This is a genomic window from Microbacterium hominis (assembly GCF_013282805.1).
GTDB lineage: Bacteria > Actinomycetota > Actinomycetes > Actinomycetales > Microbacteriaceae > Microbacterium > Microbacterium hominis_B.
Map to the genome: position 1 here is coordinate 768,985 of NZ_CP054038.1, position 17,552 is coordinate 786,536.

Here is a 17,552-nt window from a genome sequence, read left to right on the forward strand (position 1 = left end):
GCGTCCCCCTTCACTCCTGAAACTCCCGTCATGGTACTCCGGCGGGTGCCCCACTACTCTGAACCCATGGCGGACATCTTCGACGTGATCGCAGACGGCACACGCCGCGACATCCTGCGGATACTCCTGGATCGTGCGACCGCCGGGGAAAGAGGCACGAGCGTGTCGCACATCGTGCACGAGCTCGGGGCCAGTCAGCCCACCGTCTCCAAGCACCTCAAGGTGCTGCGCGAGGCCCACCTCGTGACCGTGCGCGAGGAGGGGCAGCACCGCTACTACAGCCTGTCGGCGGCGCCGCTGGACGAGGTCGACGACTGGCTCGTCCCCTTCCTCGGCGAGGGGGAGGATGCCGCGATGGCGGCCGCCTCGTCGCTCCCCGACTCTGCGGCGCACGCCGCCGAGGTCGTCGGCCGGGCGGCCGCTTCGGCGAAGTACAAGCTCGGCAATGCGCTGAAGAAGCTCCCCGGTCGCTGAGGCCGAGACCGCGTGGGCCGTCTCCCCCCGGCTTTCCCACGCGTCACACCTGTTTACACGCGTCCCGGAGACGCCCTAAAGTGGCCAGCAGCAGCACACGCGGAAGGGGACCGAGATGGCAGAGCTGCCTGATGTGCGCTTCCTGACGGTCGCCGAGGTGGCCGAGCTCATGCGGGTCTCGAAGATGACCGTGTACCGACTCGTGCACTCGGGGGAGCTCCCCGCGGTGCGGTTCGGCCGCAGCTATCGCGTGCCGGAATCGGCCGTCGTCGACGCGATGCAACGCCCTATCGCCGACGTCGGCTAGACTGGTCCGAGGCATTTTTCCATTTGCCCGATCCCGGGCGCGCACGAGCCGCGCCCAGACCCCTGACATAGCGAGGTTTTCCGTGGGTTCAGTCATCAAGAAGCGCCGCAAGCGCATGGCGAAGAAGAAGCACCGCAAGCTGCTTCGCAAGACTCGCCACCAGCGCCGCAACAAGAAGTAAGCGGCACGAAACACCAAGCGCCCCCGACAGGTACGCCCGTCGATGGGGGCGCTTCGTGTATGCGCCGGCGACCCCGATACGAAGGCACCGAAGGCAGCGAATGCAGCAGATCACCGTCCATGAGCTCCACGCCCGCGTCGACACGCCGTTGATCGACGTGCGCGAAGAGGATGAGTTCTCCGCCGGGCACGTGCCCGGAGCGGTCAACCTCCCGATGTCGACCATCGGCGCGCGACTGGACGAGCTGCCCGAGGGGCCTTTCGACGTCATCTGCAAAGTCGGCGGCCGCTCCGCCCGCGTGGTGCAGGCCCTCGCCGCCCGCGGGTACGAGGCGAGCAACGTCGAGGGCGGCACCGACGAGTGGATCGCGGCGGGCTACCCGCTCGAGGCGTGAGATCCGGCATCCGGTCTCCGTATGATCGACGGGTGACCACCCTCACTCTCATCGGCAAGCCCGACTGCCACCTGTGCGAGGTGGCGCGCGAGGTCGTCGAGACCGTCGTCGCAGAGCTGCCCGAAGACGCCATCGACGTCGAGGAGCTGTCGATCCTCGACGACGAGCGTCTCTACGCGCAGTGGTGGGAGAAGATCCCCGTCGTGCTCATCGACGGCGACCTCCACGCGCATTGGCGGGTGTCACCCGACCGGCTGCGCGCCGCGCTCGCCGACGCGTGACCGCGCTCAGGAATCGATGAGCCGGGCGCGCAGCGTCTCCAGCGCCGGCTCCGACAGCCCGCTCGCGGCCAGGTAGGCCGCCGATCCGCCGCGCTCGCGGTCGATCCACCCCAGCGCCTCGTCGATCGCGTCGACGGGTGAGCCGGCCAGGAGCACCTCCAGCTCGGGGGTGACCTCCACGCCCATCGCCCGCACGCGCGCGAACATGCTCTCGGCCCATTCGCCCGCGAGGTTGGGGCCCGACGACGCGTAGTCCTCGAGGATCGCGTCGCGGTCGGCGCCCGCGGCATCCAGCAGCACGGCCACGGCGATGCCCGTGCGGTCCTTGCCGGCCGTGCAGTGCACCAGCACCGCCTCGGGCCGACCGTCGACTTCGGCGGTCAGGTACTGCGCGATGCGCGCGAACGTGCCGCCGGCGTGCGCGGCCATCTGCCGGTAGAGGCCGGGGAGGGTGGGAACGCGGGTTGCGGCATCCCGAGCCATGCCCTCCAGAAGCGGGAGGTGCACGAGTTCGATCTCGCGCGAACCGGGAAGGCGGTCGGGTCGCTGGTCGACCTCCTCCTGCGTGCGGAGGTCGACGACCGTGCCGATCGGCGTGCGGGCGAACATCTCCAGCCCCGCGGCGGTGAGGCCGCCCAGCGCATCGGAGCGGTACAGCACTCCGCGGCGCACGCGGCCCTCGCCGGCGGGCAGCCCGCCCACATCGCGGAAGTTGAAGGTCCCGTCGAGCATGTCCACGCGTCGAGCCTATTGGCACACGTCGGGGCACGCCCGGGGAGCCCGCGGGCGGGCTTCCGCACCCGGGCGAGGAGAGCCGCGGGTGGACGCGGCTTACGGGGCCAGGCGCGTGGGGCCGCGGAAGAGGTAGGTGACCTCGCGGATCGACTCCTGACCGAGCAGGAGCATGAGCACCCGGGCCAGGCCCATGCCGAACCCGCCGTGGGGCGGGGCGCCGTAGCGGAAGAAGTCGAGGTAGAACTCGAGGTGCTCGGGCTCCAGGCCCTTCTCCTTGGCCTGCTCGATGAGCACGTCGACGCGGTGCTCGCGCTGCGCGCCGGTCGTGATCTCGACGCCGTTGAACAGCAGGTCGTACGACTTGGTGAGCCCGGTCTCCTCGTTGCGCATGTGATAGAACGCGCGGATCTCGGGGTGGTAGTCGGTGATGAAGACGAACTGGTGGCCGTAGGTCTCGAGCACGTGCGCGGCGATCTGGCGCTCGCCCTCGGGGTCGAGGTCGCCGTCGGTGCGGGGGATCTCGTACCCGCGCGCCTTCACGATCTCGCGCGCCTCGGCGAGCGGGATGCGCGGGAACGGGATGGCCGGCACCTGCACCTCGAGGCCGAACAGCTCCTCGATCTCGGCGCCGTGCTTCTCCTTGACGGCGGCGATCGCCGTGGCCAGGAGTTCCTCCTGCATGGCGGCGACGTCTTCGTGGGAGTCGATCCAGCTGATCTCGGCGTCGATCGAGGTGAACTCGGTCGCGTGGCGCGAGGTGAAGGAGGGGTCGGCGCGGAACGCCGGCGCGATCTCGAAGATCTTGCCGAAGCCGGCGACCTGCGCCATCTGCTTGAAGAACTGCGGGCTCTGGGCGAGGTAGGCCGTCTTCTCCTCGAAGTAGGGCACCTCGAACAGCTCGGCGTTCGACTCCGACGCCGAGGCCATGAGCTTGGGGGAGTGCACCTCGATGTAGTCGCGCTCGATCCAGTACGTGCGCATCGCGTGCTCGAGGGTGGTCTGCACGCGGAAGATCAGGTTGTTGCGGCGCTGGCGCAGGTCGAGGAAGCGCCAGTCCATGCGCTTGTCCAGGCCCGAATCGGCGGCGATCGGGGTCTCGGGGAGGGCCGCGGCGGCCACCTCGAGCGCGCCGATCTTGATCTCGACGCCGCCGAGCTTGACGCGCTCGTCGTGCTTGAGGTCGCCCGTCACGGTGAGGAAGGTGCCCGTCGACAGGTTCGAGATGAGGTCGGTGAGGGCGAGCGCCGCGGGGTCCTGGGGCGCGGCGGGCTCGACGGCCGCGGCGGGGTCGACCGGCCGGGTCGCCGGGTTCACCAGCTGCACGGCGCCGGTCTCGTCACGGAGGATGACGAACTGCACCTTCTTCTGATCGCGGACGGTCTCGACCCACCCGGACACGGACACCGGGCCGTCGGCAAGACCCTGAAGCTGCTGGACGAGAACGCGTTCACTCACGGTCGTCAAGTCTAGGTGGCGTGTGAACACTGTGTGACATGCACGGTTCGCCCAGGCCCGAGGCCGTATCCTCGGGTCCATGACGACGCCTTCCGCGACGCCGCCTGTCTCCACCGCTCCCGTGCGGGGCGGTCTGCTCCCGATCCTCCTCAACGCCCTCCGCGGCGGCCTCATCGGCCTCGCCGAGCTGCTGCCGGGCATCTCCGGCGGCACGATCGCGCTGATCACCGGTGTGTACGAGCGCCTCATCGACGCGGCGGCGGCGATCGTCTCCGCCGTCAAGCGTCTCGTCTTCGGCCCCGACCGTCGCGCGGGCTTCGCCGCCGAGATGCGCCGGGTCGAGTGGATGCTGGTGGTGCCGGTGATCGTCGGCATGGGCGCCATGGTGCTCACTCTCGCGGGCCTCGTCGAGGGCCTCGTCTCGGGCAGCCCGGAGCTGTCCCGCGGGCTCTTCTTCGGTCTGGTCGCTGCGAGCATCGTCGTCCCGCTCCAGCTCGTGCCCCGGGCATCCCGCGGCATCGGCGCGCGACTGACGGGATTCGCGGTGTTCGCCCTCGCCGCTGTGGCCGCCTACGCCTCCGTGGACTTCGCCGCCGGCTCGCTCGTGGTCGAGCCGCCCCTGTGGTTCGTGTTCATCGCCGCAGCGATCGCGGTGTGCGCGCTGGTCGTGCCCGGCGTCTCCGGGTCGTTCTTCCTCCTCGCGATCGGCCTGTACTCGCCGACCCTCCTCGCCGTCGACGAGCGCGACCTCGCCTATCTCGGCGTCTTCGCCGCGGGCGCCCTGGTGGGCCTGGTGACGATCGTGCGCGTCATGAAATTCCTGCTGGACCGCTTCCGCCGTCTGACGCTGCTCGCGATGGCCGGGCTCATGCTGGGCTCGCTGCGCGCGCTGTGGCCGTGGCAGACCCACCCGGCGGGCGAGGACCACGGCATCGGCGAACTCGCCGCGCCCTACGACCCGATCGCGGGGCCGATCCTGCTGGCGGTGCTCGGCGCGGCGATCGTGCTCGGCCTGCTGCTGGTCGAGCGCGGCATCCACCGTCGCGCCACCGCGGCGGCCGTCGAGGCCGGCGGAGCGGACGAGCCCGAGCGCGTCGGCGCCGGTCGCTGACCCGCCGTCGCGTCGCATACAGCGTTCGCTCAGCGGGCGCACAGATGACGCCCACGTAGACTGATCGGGTGCCCGCCGATCGCCTTCATCTCGTGCGCCACGGAGAGGTCTACAACCCCCGCCGCGTGCTCTACGGTCGGCTTCCGGGCTACCAGCTGAGCGTCGACGGGCGCCGCATGGCGCGGCAGGCCGCCGAGTACGTGCAGAGCCTCGAGCGCCCCGTCTCGGCGCTGGTCTGCTCGCCGCTGGAGCGCACGCGCGAGTCGGCCGAGCCGTTCGCCGAGATCTTCGACGTCGACCCGCGCATCGACGAGCGCGTGATCGAGCCCACGAACGTGTTCGAAGGCCGCCGCATGGTCAAGGCGCTCGTGAATCCCTGGAACTGGCGCCACCTTCGCAAGCCCGCCCTCCCCAGCTGGGGCGAGCCGTACGGCGAGGTCATCGCGCGCATGAACGCCGCCATGACCCAGGCGTGGGAGTCGGTCGACTCGGGCGACGTCGTGATCGTGTCGCACCAGCTCCCCATCTGGATCACCCACCTCGCCGTCACCGGCCGGCCCTCCCGCCACGACCCGCGGGAGCGCCGCTGCGCGCTGTCGAGCGTGACGAGCTTCGAGATGCCCGACGGGAAGTGGACCGAGGTGGCCTACGCGGAGCCCGCGACGACCGCCGGCGCCGTGGACGTGGGGGCGGTGTGATGGGTCGCACGTCGATGTCGGCGCGGCTGCGGGCCGCGGCATCCACTCTTCTCGTTCTCAGCCTGGGCGCGGGGCTCGTCGCCTGCTCGAACGACCCGCTCGCCGAGCAGTACCGCGCCGGCGACAACAAGGGGTTCATCGCCGGTGATTTCCGCGTGGTCGAGGTGCCCGAGGCCGAGCGCGGCGAGCCGGTCGCCTTCGAGGGCGTGCTCGATGTCGGCGGCACGGTGTCGAGCGACGACTACGCCGGCGACGTGCTCGTCGTGAACTTCTGGTACGCGGGCTGCGCGCCCTGCCGTGTGGAGGCCCCCGAGCTCGAGGCCGCGCACGAGGCGTTCGCGGGCGACGACGTGTCGTTCCTCGGCGTGAACATCTACGACGGCGCGGAGGCCTCGCTCGCCTTCGCCGAGACGTACGGCGTGACCTATCCGAGTGCGCTGGCGACCGAGGACGGCTCGATCAAGCTCGCCTTCGCCGACCAGACGCCCCTGAACGCCGTGCCCACCACCCTCGTGCTCGACGCCGAGGGCCGCGTCGCGGCGCGCATCATCGGGCAGCTCCCCGACGCGTCGGTGCTCACCTCCCTCGTGCGCGACGCGCTGGAGGAGTCGTGAACCCCGGCGCACTCGTCGCCGACGGGTCGTTGCTGGTCGCGATCCCGATCGCGGTGCTCGCCGGCCTCATTTCGTTCCTCTCGCCCTGCGTGCTGCCGCTCGTGCCCGGTTACCTGGGCTTCATCGGCGGTGCTGTCGCGCCGCGGCCGGCTTCCGCGCCCGAACTTCGGAGTTCCGGGCGCATTTCGGACTTTTCGCGCGATCGCGTCCGGAAAGCGGCGGGTTCTCCGGTTTCCGGACCCGTCACGAACGCCGGGGGAGTGGATGCTTCGCCCGCCGCCACCGCGACCGCGACGGCCCCCACCCGCAGCCGCCTGCTGCTCGGGGTGCTGCTGTTCATCGCCGGGTTCACCGTCGTGTTCATGAGCGTCGCGATGCTCGGCGGCACGCTCGGCCGGTTCCTGCTGGAGTACGCCGACATCATCACGCGCGTGCTGGGTGTGGTGATCATCGCGATGGGCCTCGTGTTCATCGGCGTGTTCGGCCTCGCCCAGCGCACCCTGCGTCCGCAGGTGCGCGGCAACCTCGGGCTCATCGGCGCCCCGCTGCTGGGCGTCGCGCTCGGCATCGGCTGGACCCCGTGCATCGGCCCGACCCTCGCCGTCATCCTCGGCATGTCGTTCGACGCCGGCTCGGCCGGCCGGGGCGCGCTGCTCGGCCTCGCGTATTCGCTGGGGCTCGGCATCCCGTTCGTGCTCCTCACCCTCGGATTCGGCTGGGCGACCCGTTCGGTCGGGTTCCTGCGCCGGCACATCCGCGTCGTGAACATCATCGGCGGCGTCGTGCTGATCGTGCTGGGCCTTCTCATGGTGACCGGCATCTGGACGGCCATCATGTCGCAGCTGCAGGGGGTGTTCGCGAGTGTCCCGCTCCCGATCTGACGACGCCGCGCTCGACGAGGGCGCCGCGACCGACCCGCTGCGTCCGACCGACCACGCCGACGCGGCCCCCGCGCCGGCGCCCGCAGACCCCGACGAGCCGCAGGCGGCGGGCGAGGCATCCATCACCCAGCCCGCGCTCGGCGTCGTCGGGTGGCTGCGGTGGGGCTGGCGTCAGCTCACCTCGATGCGCACCGCGCTGGTGCTGCTGCTCCTGCTCGCGATCGCGGCGGTGCCCGGGTCGCTGGTTCCGCAGCGCAGCGCCGACCCCAACGGCGTGACCCAGTACTTCCAGGACAACCCCGACCTCGCGCCCGTGCTCGACGGGCTGAGCATGTTCGACGTGTACACGTCGCCCTGGTTCTCGGCGATCTACCTGCTGCTGTTCGTGTCGCTGATCGGCTGCGTGATCCCGCGCACGCAGCACCACGCCAAGGCGCTGCGCTCGCGGCCGCCGCGCACTCCCGCCCGCCTGCAGCGCCTGGACGCGTACCGCTCCCTCACACGCGAGACGGAGGACGCCGACGACGTCGCGGCCACCGCCGCCGATCTCGCCGAGCGGCAGCTGCGTAAGGCGGGGTACCGCGTGGAGCGGTACGACCGGGGCGGCATCCTGTCGGTCTCGGCCGAGCGGGGGTATCTCCGCGAGACCGGCAACCTCGTCTTCCACGCGTCGCTGGTGGGCGTGCTCATCGCCGTGGGCCTCGGCGGCGGGTTCACCTACACGGGCCAGAGCGTCATCATCGAGGGCCGCACCTTCGTCAACACGATGCTCGACTACGCCTCGTTCAACCCGGGACGCTTCGTCGACGAGGACAGCCTGTCGCCGTACGCGCTCACGCTCGACGAGTTCTCCGTCACCTACGAGCCGGCCGGGTCCAACGCCGCCGGGCAGGCGGGGGACTTCGTCGCTCACCTGACCACCCAGAAGCCCGGCGAGGATCCCGTCGAGGGCGACGTGCGCGTCAACCACCCGCTCGAGATCGACGGCGACCGCATCTACCTCATGGGCAACGGCTACGCGCCGACGATCACGATCCGCGACGCAGACGGCGACGTCGTCTTCTCGGAGTCGGTGCCCTTCCTCCCGCAGGACACCAACATGACCTCGCTCGGCGTCGTGAAGGTGCCCGACGGGCTGTCGGACCAGCTGGGCCTGGTGGGCTTCTTCTACCCGACCCAGGCGCCGCTCACCACCGGCGCGTTCACCTCGGCCTACCCGGCGCTGGTGAACCCGGTGCTCTCGCTCGACGTGTACTCGGGCGACCTCGGCATCGACGGCGGCACCCCGCGCTCGGTGTACACGCTCGACCCGACCGACATGACCAAGCTCGCCGGCCGCGGCACCGACGTCGACGCCATCGAGCTCGCCCCGGGCGAGACGACAGAGCTGCCCGACGGCTTCGGCACGATCACCTTCGAGGACGAGTCGCCCGCGGGCGCCGAGGGCTACGAGGAGTCGGTCAAGCGTTACGTGTCGCTCTCGATCCACCGCGACGCCGCCGCCACCTGGGTGCTCGTGTTCGCGCTGCTGGCCACGGCGGGTCTGCTCGCCGGGCTGTTCGTGCCGCGTCGGCGCATGTGGGTCAAGGTGCAGGCCGACGGCTCGCAGGTGCGCGTCGAGTACGCCGGCCTCGCCCGCGGCGAGGACCCCACCTTGATGGATGCCGTCGACCAGGTCGCGCAGCGCCACGGCTCCGCGCTCGACGCGATGCTTCCGGCCGCCGAAGATTCCTCCGCTGATCAGCCCCGATCCTCCGCGAAAGTAGACTGACGCCATGTCCGACTCCGCCCTCAGCCTCGACTCGGTCTCGGTGCTCCTGGTCTGGACCGCGATCGCGATCTACGCGCTCGCGTTCATCGCCTACGCGGTAGACCTCGCGCACCGCTCCGCGCTCGCGATCGACGAGAGGGATGCCGCGGCCTCAGCCTCGCGTCGACGTGAGCTCGTCGGCGCCGCCGCGGGCGCGGCATCCACCACCGCCGTCGCGCAGCTGCGCGCGCAGGAGGCCGCCGCCGACGCGACGCTGGACGCACCGACGGCGAAGCGCCCGCGGCTCGTGTGGGCGCGGATCGGCACCTCGCTGACGGTGCTCGCCTTCCTCTTCCACCTCGCCGGCGACATCACGCGCGGCATCGCGGCCGGGCGCGTGCCGTGGTCGAACATGTACGAGTTCGCCCTCACCGGCACGCTGCTGATCGTCGCCGTGTTCCTGGCGACGCTGGTGCGCTTCGACCTGCGCTTCCTCGGCTCGCTCATCACCGGCCTCACCGTCGTGCTGCTGGGTGGAGCGACCCTCGCGTTCTACGTCGAGGTCGTGCCGCTGGCCGACCCGCTCAAGAGCGTGTGGCTGGTCATCCACGTCTTCGTCGCGTCGCTGGCGACGGCCCTGTTCGCCCTGGCCTTCGGCCTCTCGGTGCTGCAGCTCATGCAGGCGCGCCGCGAGCGCAAGATCCTGGTCGGGGCCGGCTCGGCAGAGGGCACGGGCAGGATGGGCCCGGGGTTCCTGCGCACGATCCCGAGCGCCGACGCGCTGGAGTCCCTGGCCTACCGCTTCGCGATCATCGGCTTCATCTTCTGGACGTTCACCCTCATCGCCGGCTCCATCTGGGCCAACGACGCGTGGGGCCGCTACTGGGGCTTCGACACCAAGGAGGTGTGGACCTTCGTCATCTGGGTGCTCTACGCCGGCTACATCCACGCGCGCGCCACGCGCGGCTGGCGCGGCGCACGCTCGGCGTGGCTGTCGATCATCGGCTTCACCGCGGTGCTGTTCAACTTCACGATCGTGAACATGTTCTTCAAGGGCCTGCACGCCTACAGCGGCCTGAGCTGAGCCCGCTCCGCGCGCGAACCCCTGGGCGCGAGTCCACACTTCGGGCCCCGAGTCCACAATCCCGCCTTCGCGCGGGTGTGGATTCGGGGCCCGATGTGTTGATTCAGCGTGACACGAGCCCCGATCGGCGTCAGTGCGCAGACACGAGATCGGGGCTGGATGCCGCGGGCGCGGCATCCACATCATCGACGCACGCCGCGAGGGCGGCCGCGAGGTCGGCGATGAGATCGCCCGCGTCTTCGAGACCGATCGACAGGCGCAGCACGTCGGCGTCGGGCCGCGCCTCGGGCGGCACGGGGCGATGGGTGAGGGCCGCGGGGTGCTGGATGAGCGAGTCCACGCCGCCGAGCGAGACCGCGTGCGTGAACAGCCGGGTGGCGGTGAGCACCCGTGCCGCGGCGGCGAACCCGCCGTGCAGGCGGAGGGCGATCATCGCCCCGGTGCCGGTCATCTGGCGCTCGAGGATCCCGTGCGGATCCCCGTCGAGCCCCGGATAGAACACCTGCGCGACGGCGGGCTGGTCGACGAGCCACTGCACGATCCGGCGGGCGCTCTCCTGCTGGCGCTCCAGCCGCACCGGCAGGGTCGACAGGCCCCGGTGCAGGAGGTACGCGCCGAGGGGGTGCAGCAGCCCGCCCGTGATCGCGCGTACGCGGCGCAGCGCCTCCGCGGTCGTCTCGTCGCACGCGATGACGCCGGCGATCACGTCGCCGTGCCCGCCGAGGTACTTGGTCGCGCTGTGCAGCGACATCGCGGCGCCGAGCGCGACGGGCTGCTGCAGCAGGGGAGTGGCGAACGTGTTGTCGACGAGCACGGGCACCGCGCCCGCCTGACTCACGACGGCGGCGATGTCGACGAGTTCGAGCGTCGGGTTCGCGGGGGTTTCGAGCACCACCAGGCCCGTGTCGGGGCGGATCGCCGCGGCCACCTCGTCCTGCTCGCAGAAGGTCGTCTCCACGCCGAGGGGACCGGCGCCGAGGAGGTGGTCGGTGCCGCCGTAGAGGGGGCGCACCGCGACCACATGGGGCTTGCCGACCGAGGTCGTTTGCGCGAGCACGGCCGCGGTCATCGCCGCCATCCCCGACGCGAAAGCGACGGCGGTCTCGGTGCCCTCGAGCTCGGCGAGGGCGCATTCGAACCGCGCGACCGTCGGATTCCACAGGCGCGCGTACACCGACCCGCCCTCGCGCGGGCGCCCGCCGAGGGCCATCGACTCGTACGAATCGCCGCCGAGCTCCACATCGGGGAGGGGGTTGGTGGTCGACAGGTCGATGGGCGGCGCGTGCACGCCGAGCGCGGCCAGGTCGTCGCGTCCGCAGCGCACGGCGCGGGTGTCGGGGTGCAGAGGGGGAGTGTGGAGCATGCCGACATTCCCTCACGGATCGCAAGAATGGATGCCGCACCTTGCGTTTTCGGCAGTGATCGACTGTGATTCTGCAGGAGTGAGCAAAGACAGCTCGCGAATCGGAGGGAACGTTGGCGAAGACGCAGGGCTCGGACTGGGCGGACGACCTCGACGACGTGGACGTCGCCATCCTCCGCGCGCTCAGCGACGACGCCGATACGACGAACAAGGCGCTCGCCCAGCGCCTGGGGCTCGCGGAGTCGACGTGCGCGCACCGCATCCGGGCGCTGCGCGCGCGCGGCGTGATCCGCGACACACGCGCGCGCCTCGACGGAGCCGCCCTCGGCCTGCCGCTGCAGGCGATCATCCGCGTGCGGCTGGGCAACCACACCCCGGAGGGCGTGCGCGCGGTCTACGACGCGCTGGTGGCGACCCCGCGGGTGCTGCAGGTGTTCCACGTCGCCGGCATGGACGACTTCCTCGTGCACGTCGCGGTGCAGGATGCCACGGCGCTGCGCGACATCGTGCTCGAGCACATCACGGTGCACGCGATCGTGCGGGCGACCGAGACGCAGCTGGTCTTCGAGCTGCGAGACGGGGCCGGGATGCTCGCCTGAGCCGCAGCACGCGGAGTTTGTCGATGAGATAAGTGCGGAAGCTGGTGATGCCGCCGGTGGCAACGTCCAGCGGCAACACCTTGTGTGGGCGACCAGCCCAGCGCCGGAAGGGGCGAGCCTTTCCTGGGTGGCAAACGGGGCGCCAGGTGTGTGCGTCTGCGAGGCCCAGATAGCGGTAACGTTATCAAGAGGCTGGCACGCAACGACGTCTCGAGTCCCGCGCCATGTGGCGGGACCCGATCGGCGGCCCGATAGCATTCACGGGCGTCAACCGCCTCGCGGGAGAGGGATTCGCTATGGCCGACACTGCTGGGACAGGTAAGAAGCCAACAGTCAAGGAGGTCGCGCGCCACGCCGGCGTGAGTCCGATGACCGTGTCGCGCACCCTCGCCGGCGGCGCGAACGTTCGACCGGATGTGCAGGAGAAGGTGCACGCCGCGGTGCGAGAGCTCGGCTACCACCGCAATGAGAACGCGCGCAGCCTGCGGCCCGGCCAGTCGAGCGGCCTCATCGGCGTCGCGATCACGAATCTCGGCAACCCGTACTACGGGAACTTCGCGCTCGGGGTGGAGGAAGTCGTCGCCGAGACGGGACGCCGCATCATCCTCGGCAACACGGGCGGCGAGTCGGCGCGGGAACGTCAGCTCGTCGCCGACCTCAAGGGTCGCCAGGTCGAGGGGCTCATCCTCGTTCCCGCTGGCGGCTCCACTGACCATCTGCTGCCGGAGCGGCTCGGCGACATGCCACTGGTGCTCGCCTCCCGCCGCATCTATGGACTCGACGTCGACGTTGTGCTGCTCGACGACGTCGGCGGTGCGTACCGGGGCACCCTCGCGCTCCTCGACTCCGGTCACACCCGCATCGGATACCTAGGGAATGTCGGATCAGCCTTCACGGGCGGACGCCGGTACGAAGGCTACGCCCGCGCGCTGTCCGAGCGCGGCATCGCGCTCGATCCCGAACTGGTCGTACGGGAGCACCAGGATGCTGCGTCCGCATCCGCCGGCGAGGCGACCAGGCGGCTCCTCGACCTCGACTCGCCGCCCACCGCGATCTTCAGCGCGAACAACCGGAACAGCATCGGAGCGCTCCGCGAGATCGGTCGACGACTTCGCGAGGGCGCGGTCGCTGCCGAGATGCCCGAGATCGTCAGCTTCGATGACTTCGAGCTTGCCGAGGTCATGCCCGTGCCGGTGACCATCGTCGACCATGACGCACGACAGCTCGGTCGGGAGGCTGCCCGACTGCTGCTCTCGAGGCTCGAGAAGAGCGAGCGCGCACAGGGCCCGTCGAGGCTCGTCGAGATGCCGGTCCGCCTCGGAGCTGCCGTACACACGTGATTGCCCACCTGGGCGTTGCGGTCGTCGAGACTCTGGAGTATGGTAACGTTACCAAAACAGGATCCGCGACGAGTGGGAAGGGCAGGCCATGCGCATCGCTGCGATCGACTTCGGAGGCACAGCCGTCAAGCTCGGCGTGTTCGAGTCGCGTCGCATGGTCGCCGCGGAGGAAGCTCCGATCGTCGGCGGCCGCGTCGACCTCGAGGCAGTGGCTCGCCGCCTTGATGTGCTGCTGGAGGGCCACCGACCGGATTTCGCCGGAATCGCCGTGCCTGGGATCATCGACCCGACGGGCACCAGACTGCTCGCGGCGCACGGGAAATACGGCGATCTGCACGATGTCGACCTGTCCGCGTGGTCGGTCGAGCAGTTCGGCTGCGGCGCTGCGGTGGAGAACGACGCCCGTGCGGCACTCATCGGAGAAGTCGCCGACGGCAGTGCTCGGGGGGCGAGGGATGCTGCCCTCATCGTCCTCGGAACGGGGATAGGCACCGCGGCTGTTGTCGACGGACGCGTCGTGCGCGGAAGTCACGGGCACGGAGGAATCCTGGGCGGTCATGTCACCGTCGACGTATCGGGACCGCGATGCGCGTGCGGGAACATCGGATGCGCCGAGGCGATCGCGAGCACGTGGGCGCTGAGCGCCGATGCCAAGGCCGGTCGTCTTGCTTTGGGTCCGGTGCTGTCGGAGCGCTTGTCCGTTGCCGGGTCGATCGGCATCCGCGACCTCATCGAGACGCGAGAGGAGCCAGAGTCGGCATCCCTGCTCGACAGGTACATCGCTGTCTGGGCGGCCGCCGTCGTCACGCACTGCCACGCGTTCGATCCCGAGGTCATCGTCGTCACCGGCGGCGTGATGCGCTCGGCGGGCGTGATCCTCCCCGCACTTCGCGGGATCGTGCACCAGAACCTCTGGTCCTCCTCGTACCGACCACGTTTCGTCGTACCCGAGGCCCCCTCCACGTCGGTTCTCCGCGGTATCGCCGCACTGGCCGCCGACATGGATTCCGATAACACCAACGAAGGACGGCAATGACAACTGTCGACTCGCGGGGCGTCTCGCTCGACGATTACGTGCTCGACGATCGGAGCAGCTACGTGAAGCTGCCGACCGTCCCGCTGCCCGAGGGAAGCCGCATCCTGGTCGGTGACGACGCGTGGCGCGCGGCGATGGAGATCGCCTCGGCGCGTACGGCGAATCCCGTTGTCGCCGTCGACGTGTACCCGGGTGCCGACGTTGTCGGGATCATCGAGCGGATCCGCGCCGCGATCCCCGAGGTGGAGGTCATCGACATCGAAGAGGCTGCGGCCGCAGCCCCGGAAGAGATCCAGACGCTCATCGACCGGAATCTGACCGACGACCGGGTGTTCGGCGTCATGAGCCACTTCACGATCGACGAGTTCTACGACGCCGGTCGCCTCGCTGCGCTTCGCGAGCGCGTCGACGCCCGCACCGCACCAACCGTGGTCGTGGGATGGGGCGCCGACCTCGCTGCCGGTCGGGCCGCCGATGCTCTCGTCCTCGTGGATATGGCGCGGTGGGAGATCCAGCAGCGCCAGCGGGCCGGCGCATCGAACTGGCGCGCCGGAAACGGCGACCTGGACGTGCTCCGAAAGTACAAGCGCGGGTTCTTCGTCGAGTGGCGGACGGCGGACCGGCACAAGCGCACGCTCTTCGACCGCATCGACCTCGTCGTCGACGGGAACACGGACCTCGAGGGCGCAGGTGCCGTGCGCGGCGATGATTTCCGCGCCGCCCTCGCAGCAGCGACAGCCGCTCCGCTACGGGTGGTCCCGTTCTTCGACCCAGGTGTGTGGGGCGGCCAGTGGATGAAATCGACGCTTGATCTCGACCCGACCGCCCATAACTATGCCTGGTGCTTCGATTGCGTGCCCGAGGAGAACTCGCTCCTGCTCGAGGCCGACGGACGCGTGGTGGAAATTCCTGCGATGGACCTTGTGCTGAGCCAGCCGCGCGCGCTGCTGGGCGAGCGCACGTTCGCGCGGTTCGGGGCGGAGTTCCCCATCCGCTTCGACTTCCTCGACACGATGGGTGGCGGCAACCTTTCGCTGCAGGTGCACCCGCTCACGGAGTACATCCGCGACACGTTCGGCATGGCCTATACGCAGGACGAGAGCTACTACATGCTCGACGCCGAGGATGACGCCGTCGTCTACCTCGGCGTGAAGACCGGCGTCGATCCGCAGGAGATGCTGGAAGCGCTGCGTGCCGCCACGGACGGCGAGCATCCGTTCGATGCGGAGAAGTACGTCAACACGTACCCCGCGCGCAAGCACGACCACTTCGCGATCCCCGCGGGCACGGTGCACTGCTCCGGGGCCAACTCGATGGTGCTCGAGATCTCGGCGACGCCGTACATCTTCACCTTCAAGCTCTGGGACTGGGGTCGCGTCGGTCTCGACGGCGTCCCGCGCCCCGTGCACATCGATCACGGTGCGAAGAACATCCAGTGGGATCGAGACACCGAGTGGGTCGACCGCAACCTCGTCGGCCAGGTCGAGGAGTTGCACCGCGAGCCGGGTCTCGTGGAAGAGCGCACCGGCCTGCACGACCTCGAGTTCATCGAGGTCCGCCGTCACTGGTTCGACGAGGAGGCGGCCCACGACACCGAGGGCACGGTCAACGTGCTCAACCTGGTGGAAGGCGACGAAGTCGAGGTCGTCAGCCCAACCAACGCATTCGCGCCGTACACCGTCCACTACGCCGAGACGTTCATCGTCCCGGCGGCAGTCGGGCCCTACATCATCCGCCGTACGCCGAACTCCCGCAGCGATCGCTTCGGAACCGTGAAGGCCTACGTGCGGGGAACCAGGTCGAGTGACGCCTGAGCGTCGGCGGCCCTGAACAACTGAACACGCACGCCACAACTCAACACGTAAGCACAGCAATGCGGCATCCGCCGCAGCCAGCCGCCGACCTTGCGCCGACTCACTCGAGTTGATAGCTTGGTCAGGGGTTGGTAACGATACCAACAAGGACAAGGGAGTTCCAGTGAAGTCACGACGCATGATCGGGGCGGGCATCGCAACCCTCGCCGCAGCCACGATGCTGCTCGCGGGCTGCTCGGCCGGAAACGGCGGCGACGAGGCCGTCGCCACGACCGGCACGCTCGATTTCTACACCGACAAGGCCGCCTGGGAACCGAACTTCGACGAGCTCAACGCTGCGAGCGAGGAAGACGTCGATATCACCCTCAACACGACCGGCTACTCGGATGCCGCGCAGTACGACGCGTTCATCAAGCAGTCGTTCCGCACGCAGAAGAGCCCTGGGCTCTTCACGTGGCACACCGGTGACTCGCTGAAGCAGATCGTCGATGAGGGGCTCGTCGCAGAGACGACCGACCTCTGGACGAAGGCCGTCGACGAGGGCTGGGCGACGGAGGACCTGCGCAAGGAGTACACGTTCGACGGCAAGCAGTACTGCGTGCCGATGAACATCGCCTACTGGGTGATGTACTACAACAAGAACATCTTCGACGAGCAGGGCATCGACGAGCCGACCACGTGGGAAGAGCTCGACGAGGCGGCGACCACGCTCAAGGCGGCCGGGATCACCCCGTACTACCAGACGAGCATCCTGTTCACGTTCCAGTGGTTCCAGCAGCTTGTCGCGGGCACCGACCCCGACCTCTACCGCGGTCTGTCGACGGGCGACGTCAAGTACACCGACCCCGAGATCGTCGACATCATGAACATCTGGCTCGACCAGCACGAGAAGGGCTGGTTCAGCGACGCGGGGAGCACGATCGACCCGGCCGTGGGCCTGAAGGAGGGCGAGTTCGCGATGATGAACTTCGGCTCCTTCTTCAACGGCTCGCTCGACGGAGCGGGAATGGTGTCGGGCGAGGACTACGACATGTTCGTCATCCCCGCAGTCGACCCCGGCCTCGACAAGACGCCGGTCGCTGTGGAGACGGGCCCGCTGTGCGTCGCCGAGAACTCGCCGCAGAAGGATCTCGGAATGGCGTACTCGGAGTGGTGGATCTCGCCCGAGGCACAGACCGCGTGGAACGCTGCTCGCGGCGATGTCGCGTTCAACCCGCTCGCCACCGTGAACGACCCGATGCTGTCCGACCTCGGCACGACCGTCGCCGACGGCAGCCATGAACTCGTCACGCGCTACTTCGAGGCCACGCCCACGCCGATCCTCACGGTCGCGCTCGAGCAGTTCGGTGCGTTCAATGCCAACCCCGGCGACCCCATGCCGTTCCTCGAGGCCATCCAGGCCGAGGCGGACAGCTACTGGGCCGACCAGGAGTAA

At 69.6% G+C, this 17,552-nt stretch carries 19 protein-coding genes; 16 read left to right on the top strand and 3 right to left on the bottom strand.

The genetic code is table 11. The features are described 5' to 3' along the window. Positions 1–66 precede the first annotated feature (66 nt). From HQM25_RS03290 to HQM25_RS03310, 5 genes are all read left to right on the top strand, one after another. Positions 67–474, top strand: coding sequence for an ArsR/SmtB family transcription factor (locus HQM25_RS03290; protein WP_172988946.1), 408 nt, complete (start codon positions 67–69; stop codon positions 472–474). A gap of 115 nt (positions 475–589) precedes the next feature. After that, positions 590–781: a helix-turn-helix domain-containing protein gene (locus HQM25_RS03295; protein ID WP_172988947.1), complete on the top strand. Its 192-nt coding sequence runs from the start codon at positions 590–592 to the stop codon at positions 779–781. Positions 782–863: 82 nt separating this feature from the next. Continuing rightward, on the top strand, positions 864–962 hold the full coding sequence (locus tag HQM25_RS03300; protein ID WP_003792170.1) for a 30S ribosomal protein bS22: 99 nt from the start codon (positions 864–866) through the stop codon (positions 960–962). Between the two features lie 100 nt (positions 963–1,062). Beyond that, on the top strand, positions 1,063–1,356 hold the full coding sequence (locus HQM25_RS03305; protein ID WP_172988948.1) for a rhodanese-like domain-containing protein: 294 nt from the start codon (positions 1,063–1,065) through the stop codon (positions 1,354–1,356). 32 nt (positions 1,357–1,388) lie between these two features. Continuing rightward, on the top strand, positions 1,389–1,637 hold the full coding sequence (locus tag HQM25_RS03310) for a glutaredoxin family protein (RefSeq protein WP_172988949.1): 249 nt from the start codon (positions 1,389–1,391) through the stop codon (positions 1,635–1,637). Between the two features lie 6 nt (positions 1,638–1,643). Here the strand turns inward: HQM25_RS03310 and HQM25_RS03315 are convergent, their stop codons facing one another. Together HQM25_RS03315 and aspS are read right to left on the bottom strand one after the other, a co-directional pair. Beyond that, positions 1,644–2,369: a tyrosine-protein phosphatase gene (locus HQM25_RS03315; RefSeq protein WP_254359759.1), complete on the bottom strand. Its 726-nt coding sequence runs from the start codon at positions 2,367–2,369 to the stop codon at positions 1,644–1,646. 99 nt (positions 2,370–2,468) lie between these two features. Next, a complete protein-coding gene (aspS, locus tag HQM25_RS03320; RefSeq protein ID WP_172988951.1) occupies positions 2,469–3,827 on the bottom strand; it encodes an aspartate--tRNA(Asn) ligase in 1,359 nt (452 codons plus the stop codon). Between the two features lie 79 nt (positions 3,828–3,906). Here aspS and HQM25_RS03325 point away from each other — a divergent pair, with 79 nt between their 5' ends. The 6 genes from HQM25_RS03325 (at position 3,907) to ccsB (ending at position 9,965) form a co-directional block, all read left to right on the top strand. Then, positions 3,907–4,938 (top strand): DUF368 domain-containing protein, encoded by a 1,032-nt coding sequence (locus HQM25_RS03325; RefSeq protein ID WP_172988952.1) that lies wholly within the window; start codon positions 3,907–3,909, stop codon positions 4,936–4,938. A gap of 68 nt (positions 4,939–5,006) precedes the next feature. Continuing rightward, on the top strand, positions 5,007–5,636 hold the full coding sequence (locus tag HQM25_RS03330; protein WP_172988953.1) for a histidine phosphatase family protein: 630 nt from the start codon (positions 5,007–5,009) through the stop codon (positions 5,634–5,636). Beyond that, a complete protein-coding gene (locus HQM25_RS03335) occupies positions 5,636–6,250 on the top strand; it encodes a TlpA family protein disulfide reductase (protein ID WP_254359531.1) in 615 nt (204 codons plus the stop codon). Before HQM25_RS03330 ends, HQM25_RS03335 begins: the two co-directional genes overlap by 1 nt. After that, complete coding sequence (locus tag HQM25_RS03340; RefSeq protein ID WP_172988954.1) at positions 6,247–7,131, top strand: cytochrome c biogenesis CcdA family protein; 885 nt, start codon at positions 6,247–6,249, stop codon at positions 7,129–7,131. Before HQM25_RS03335 ends, HQM25_RS03340 begins: the two co-directional genes overlap by 4 nt. Further along, positions 7,112–8,902, top strand: coding sequence for a cytochrome c biogenesis protein ResB (gene resB, locus HQM25_RS03345; protein WP_172988955.1), 1,791 nt, complete (start codon positions 7,112–7,114; stop codon positions 8,900–8,902). The genes HQM25_RS03340 and resB overlap by 20 nt, the downstream gene beginning before the upstream one ends. A gap of 4 nt (positions 8,903–8,906) precedes the next feature. Continuing rightward, positions 8,907–9,965: a c-type cytochrome biogenesis protein CcsB gene (gene ccsB, locus HQM25_RS03350; RefSeq protein WP_172988956.1), complete on the top strand. Its 1,059-nt coding sequence runs from the start codon at positions 8,907–8,909 to the stop codon at positions 9,963–9,965. 130 nt (positions 9,966–10,095) lie between these two features. Here ccsB and HQM25_RS03355 read toward each other — a convergent pair whose 3' ends face one another. After that, complete coding sequence (locus tag HQM25_RS03355; protein WP_172988957.1) at positions 10,096–11,328, bottom strand: trans-sulfuration enzyme family protein; 1,233 nt, start codon at positions 11,326–11,328, stop codon at positions 10,096–10,098. Between the two features lie 113 nt (positions 11,329–11,441). On the opposite strand from HQM25_RS03355, the gene HQM25_RS03360 reads away from it, so the two are divergent. The 5 genes from HQM25_RS03360 to HQM25_RS03380 all read left to right on the top strand — a co-directional run bounded on the left by HQM25_RS03360 (position 11,442) and on the right by HQM25_RS03380 (position 17,552). Beyond that, on the top strand, positions 11,442–11,927 hold the full coding sequence (locus HQM25_RS03360) for an Lrp/AsnC family transcriptional regulator (RefSeq protein WP_172988958.1): 486 nt from the start codon (positions 11,442–11,444) through the stop codon (positions 11,925–11,927). Positions 11,928–12,223: 296 nt separating this feature from the next. Next, positions 12,224–13,267, top strand: a complete 1,044-nt coding sequence (locus tag HQM25_RS03365; protein ID WP_172988959.1) for a LacI family DNA-binding transcriptional regulator — start codon at positions 12,224–12,226, stop codon at positions 13,265–13,267. Positions 13,268–13,355: 88 nt separating this feature from the next. Continuing rightward, entirely contained in the window at positions 13,356–14,303 is a 948-nt protein-coding gene (locus HQM25_RS03370; RefSeq protein ID WP_172988960.1) for an ROK family protein, read from the top strand. Continuing rightward, positions 14,300–16,117, top strand: a complete 1,818-nt coding sequence (locus tag HQM25_RS03375; RefSeq protein ID WP_217275188.1) for a class I mannose-6-phosphate isomerase — start codon at positions 14,300–14,302, stop codon at positions 16,115–16,117. The genes HQM25_RS03370 and HQM25_RS03375 overlap by 4 nt, the downstream gene beginning before the upstream one ends. Before the next feature lie 163 nt (positions 16,118–16,280). After that, a complete protein-coding gene (locus tag HQM25_RS03380; protein WP_254359532.1) occupies positions 16,281–17,552 on the top strand; it encodes an ABC transporter substrate-binding protein in 1,272 nt (423 codons plus the stop codon).

Bases quoted from the DNA above. Each gene is read 5' to 3' on its own strand.
- HQM25_RS03365 (WP_172988959.1), top strand. From the start codon at position 12,224: ATGGCCGACACTGCTGGGACAGGTAAGAAGCCAACAGTCAAGGAGGTC.
- HQM25_RS03370 (WP_172988960.1), top strand. From the start codon at position 13,356: ATGCGCATCGCTGCGATCGACTTCGGAGGCACAGCCGTCAAGCTCGGC.
- HQM25_RS03355 (WP_172988957.1), bottom strand. From the start codon at position 11,328: ATGCTCCACACTCCCCCTCTGCACCCCGACACCCGCGCCGTGCGCTGC.
- HQM25_RS03335 (WP_254359531.1), top strand. From the start codon at position 5,636: ATGGGTCGCACGTCGATGTCGGCGCGGCTGCGGGCCGCGGCATCCACT.
- HQM25_RS03305 (WP_172988948.1), top strand. From the start codon at position 1,063: ATGCAGCAGATCACCGTCCATGAGCTCCACGCCCGCGTCGACACGCCG.
- HQM25_RS03290 (WP_172988946.1), top strand. From the start codon at position 67: ATGGCGGACATCTTCGACGTGATCGCAGACGGCACACGCCGCGACATC.
- ccsB (WP_172988956.1), top strand. From the start codon at position 8,907: ATGTCCGACTCCGCCCTCAGCCTCGACTCGGTCTCGGTGCTCCTGGTC.
- HQM25_RS03315 (WP_254359759.1), bottom strand. From the start codon at position 2,369: ATGCTCGACGGGACCTTCAACTTCCGCGATGTGGGCGGGCTGCCCGCC.
- HQM25_RS03375 (WP_217275188.1), top strand. From the start codon at position 14,300: ATGACAACTGTCGACTCGCGGGGCGTCTCGCTCGACGATTACGTGCTC.
- HQM25_RS03325 (WP_172988952.1), top strand. From the start codon at position 3,907: ATGACGACGCCTTCCGCGACGCCGCCTGTCTCCACCGCTCCCGTGCGG.
- HQM25_RS03295 (WP_172988947.1), top strand. From the start codon at position 590: ATGGCAGAGCTGCCTGATGTGCGCTTCCTGACGGTCGCCGAGGTGGCC.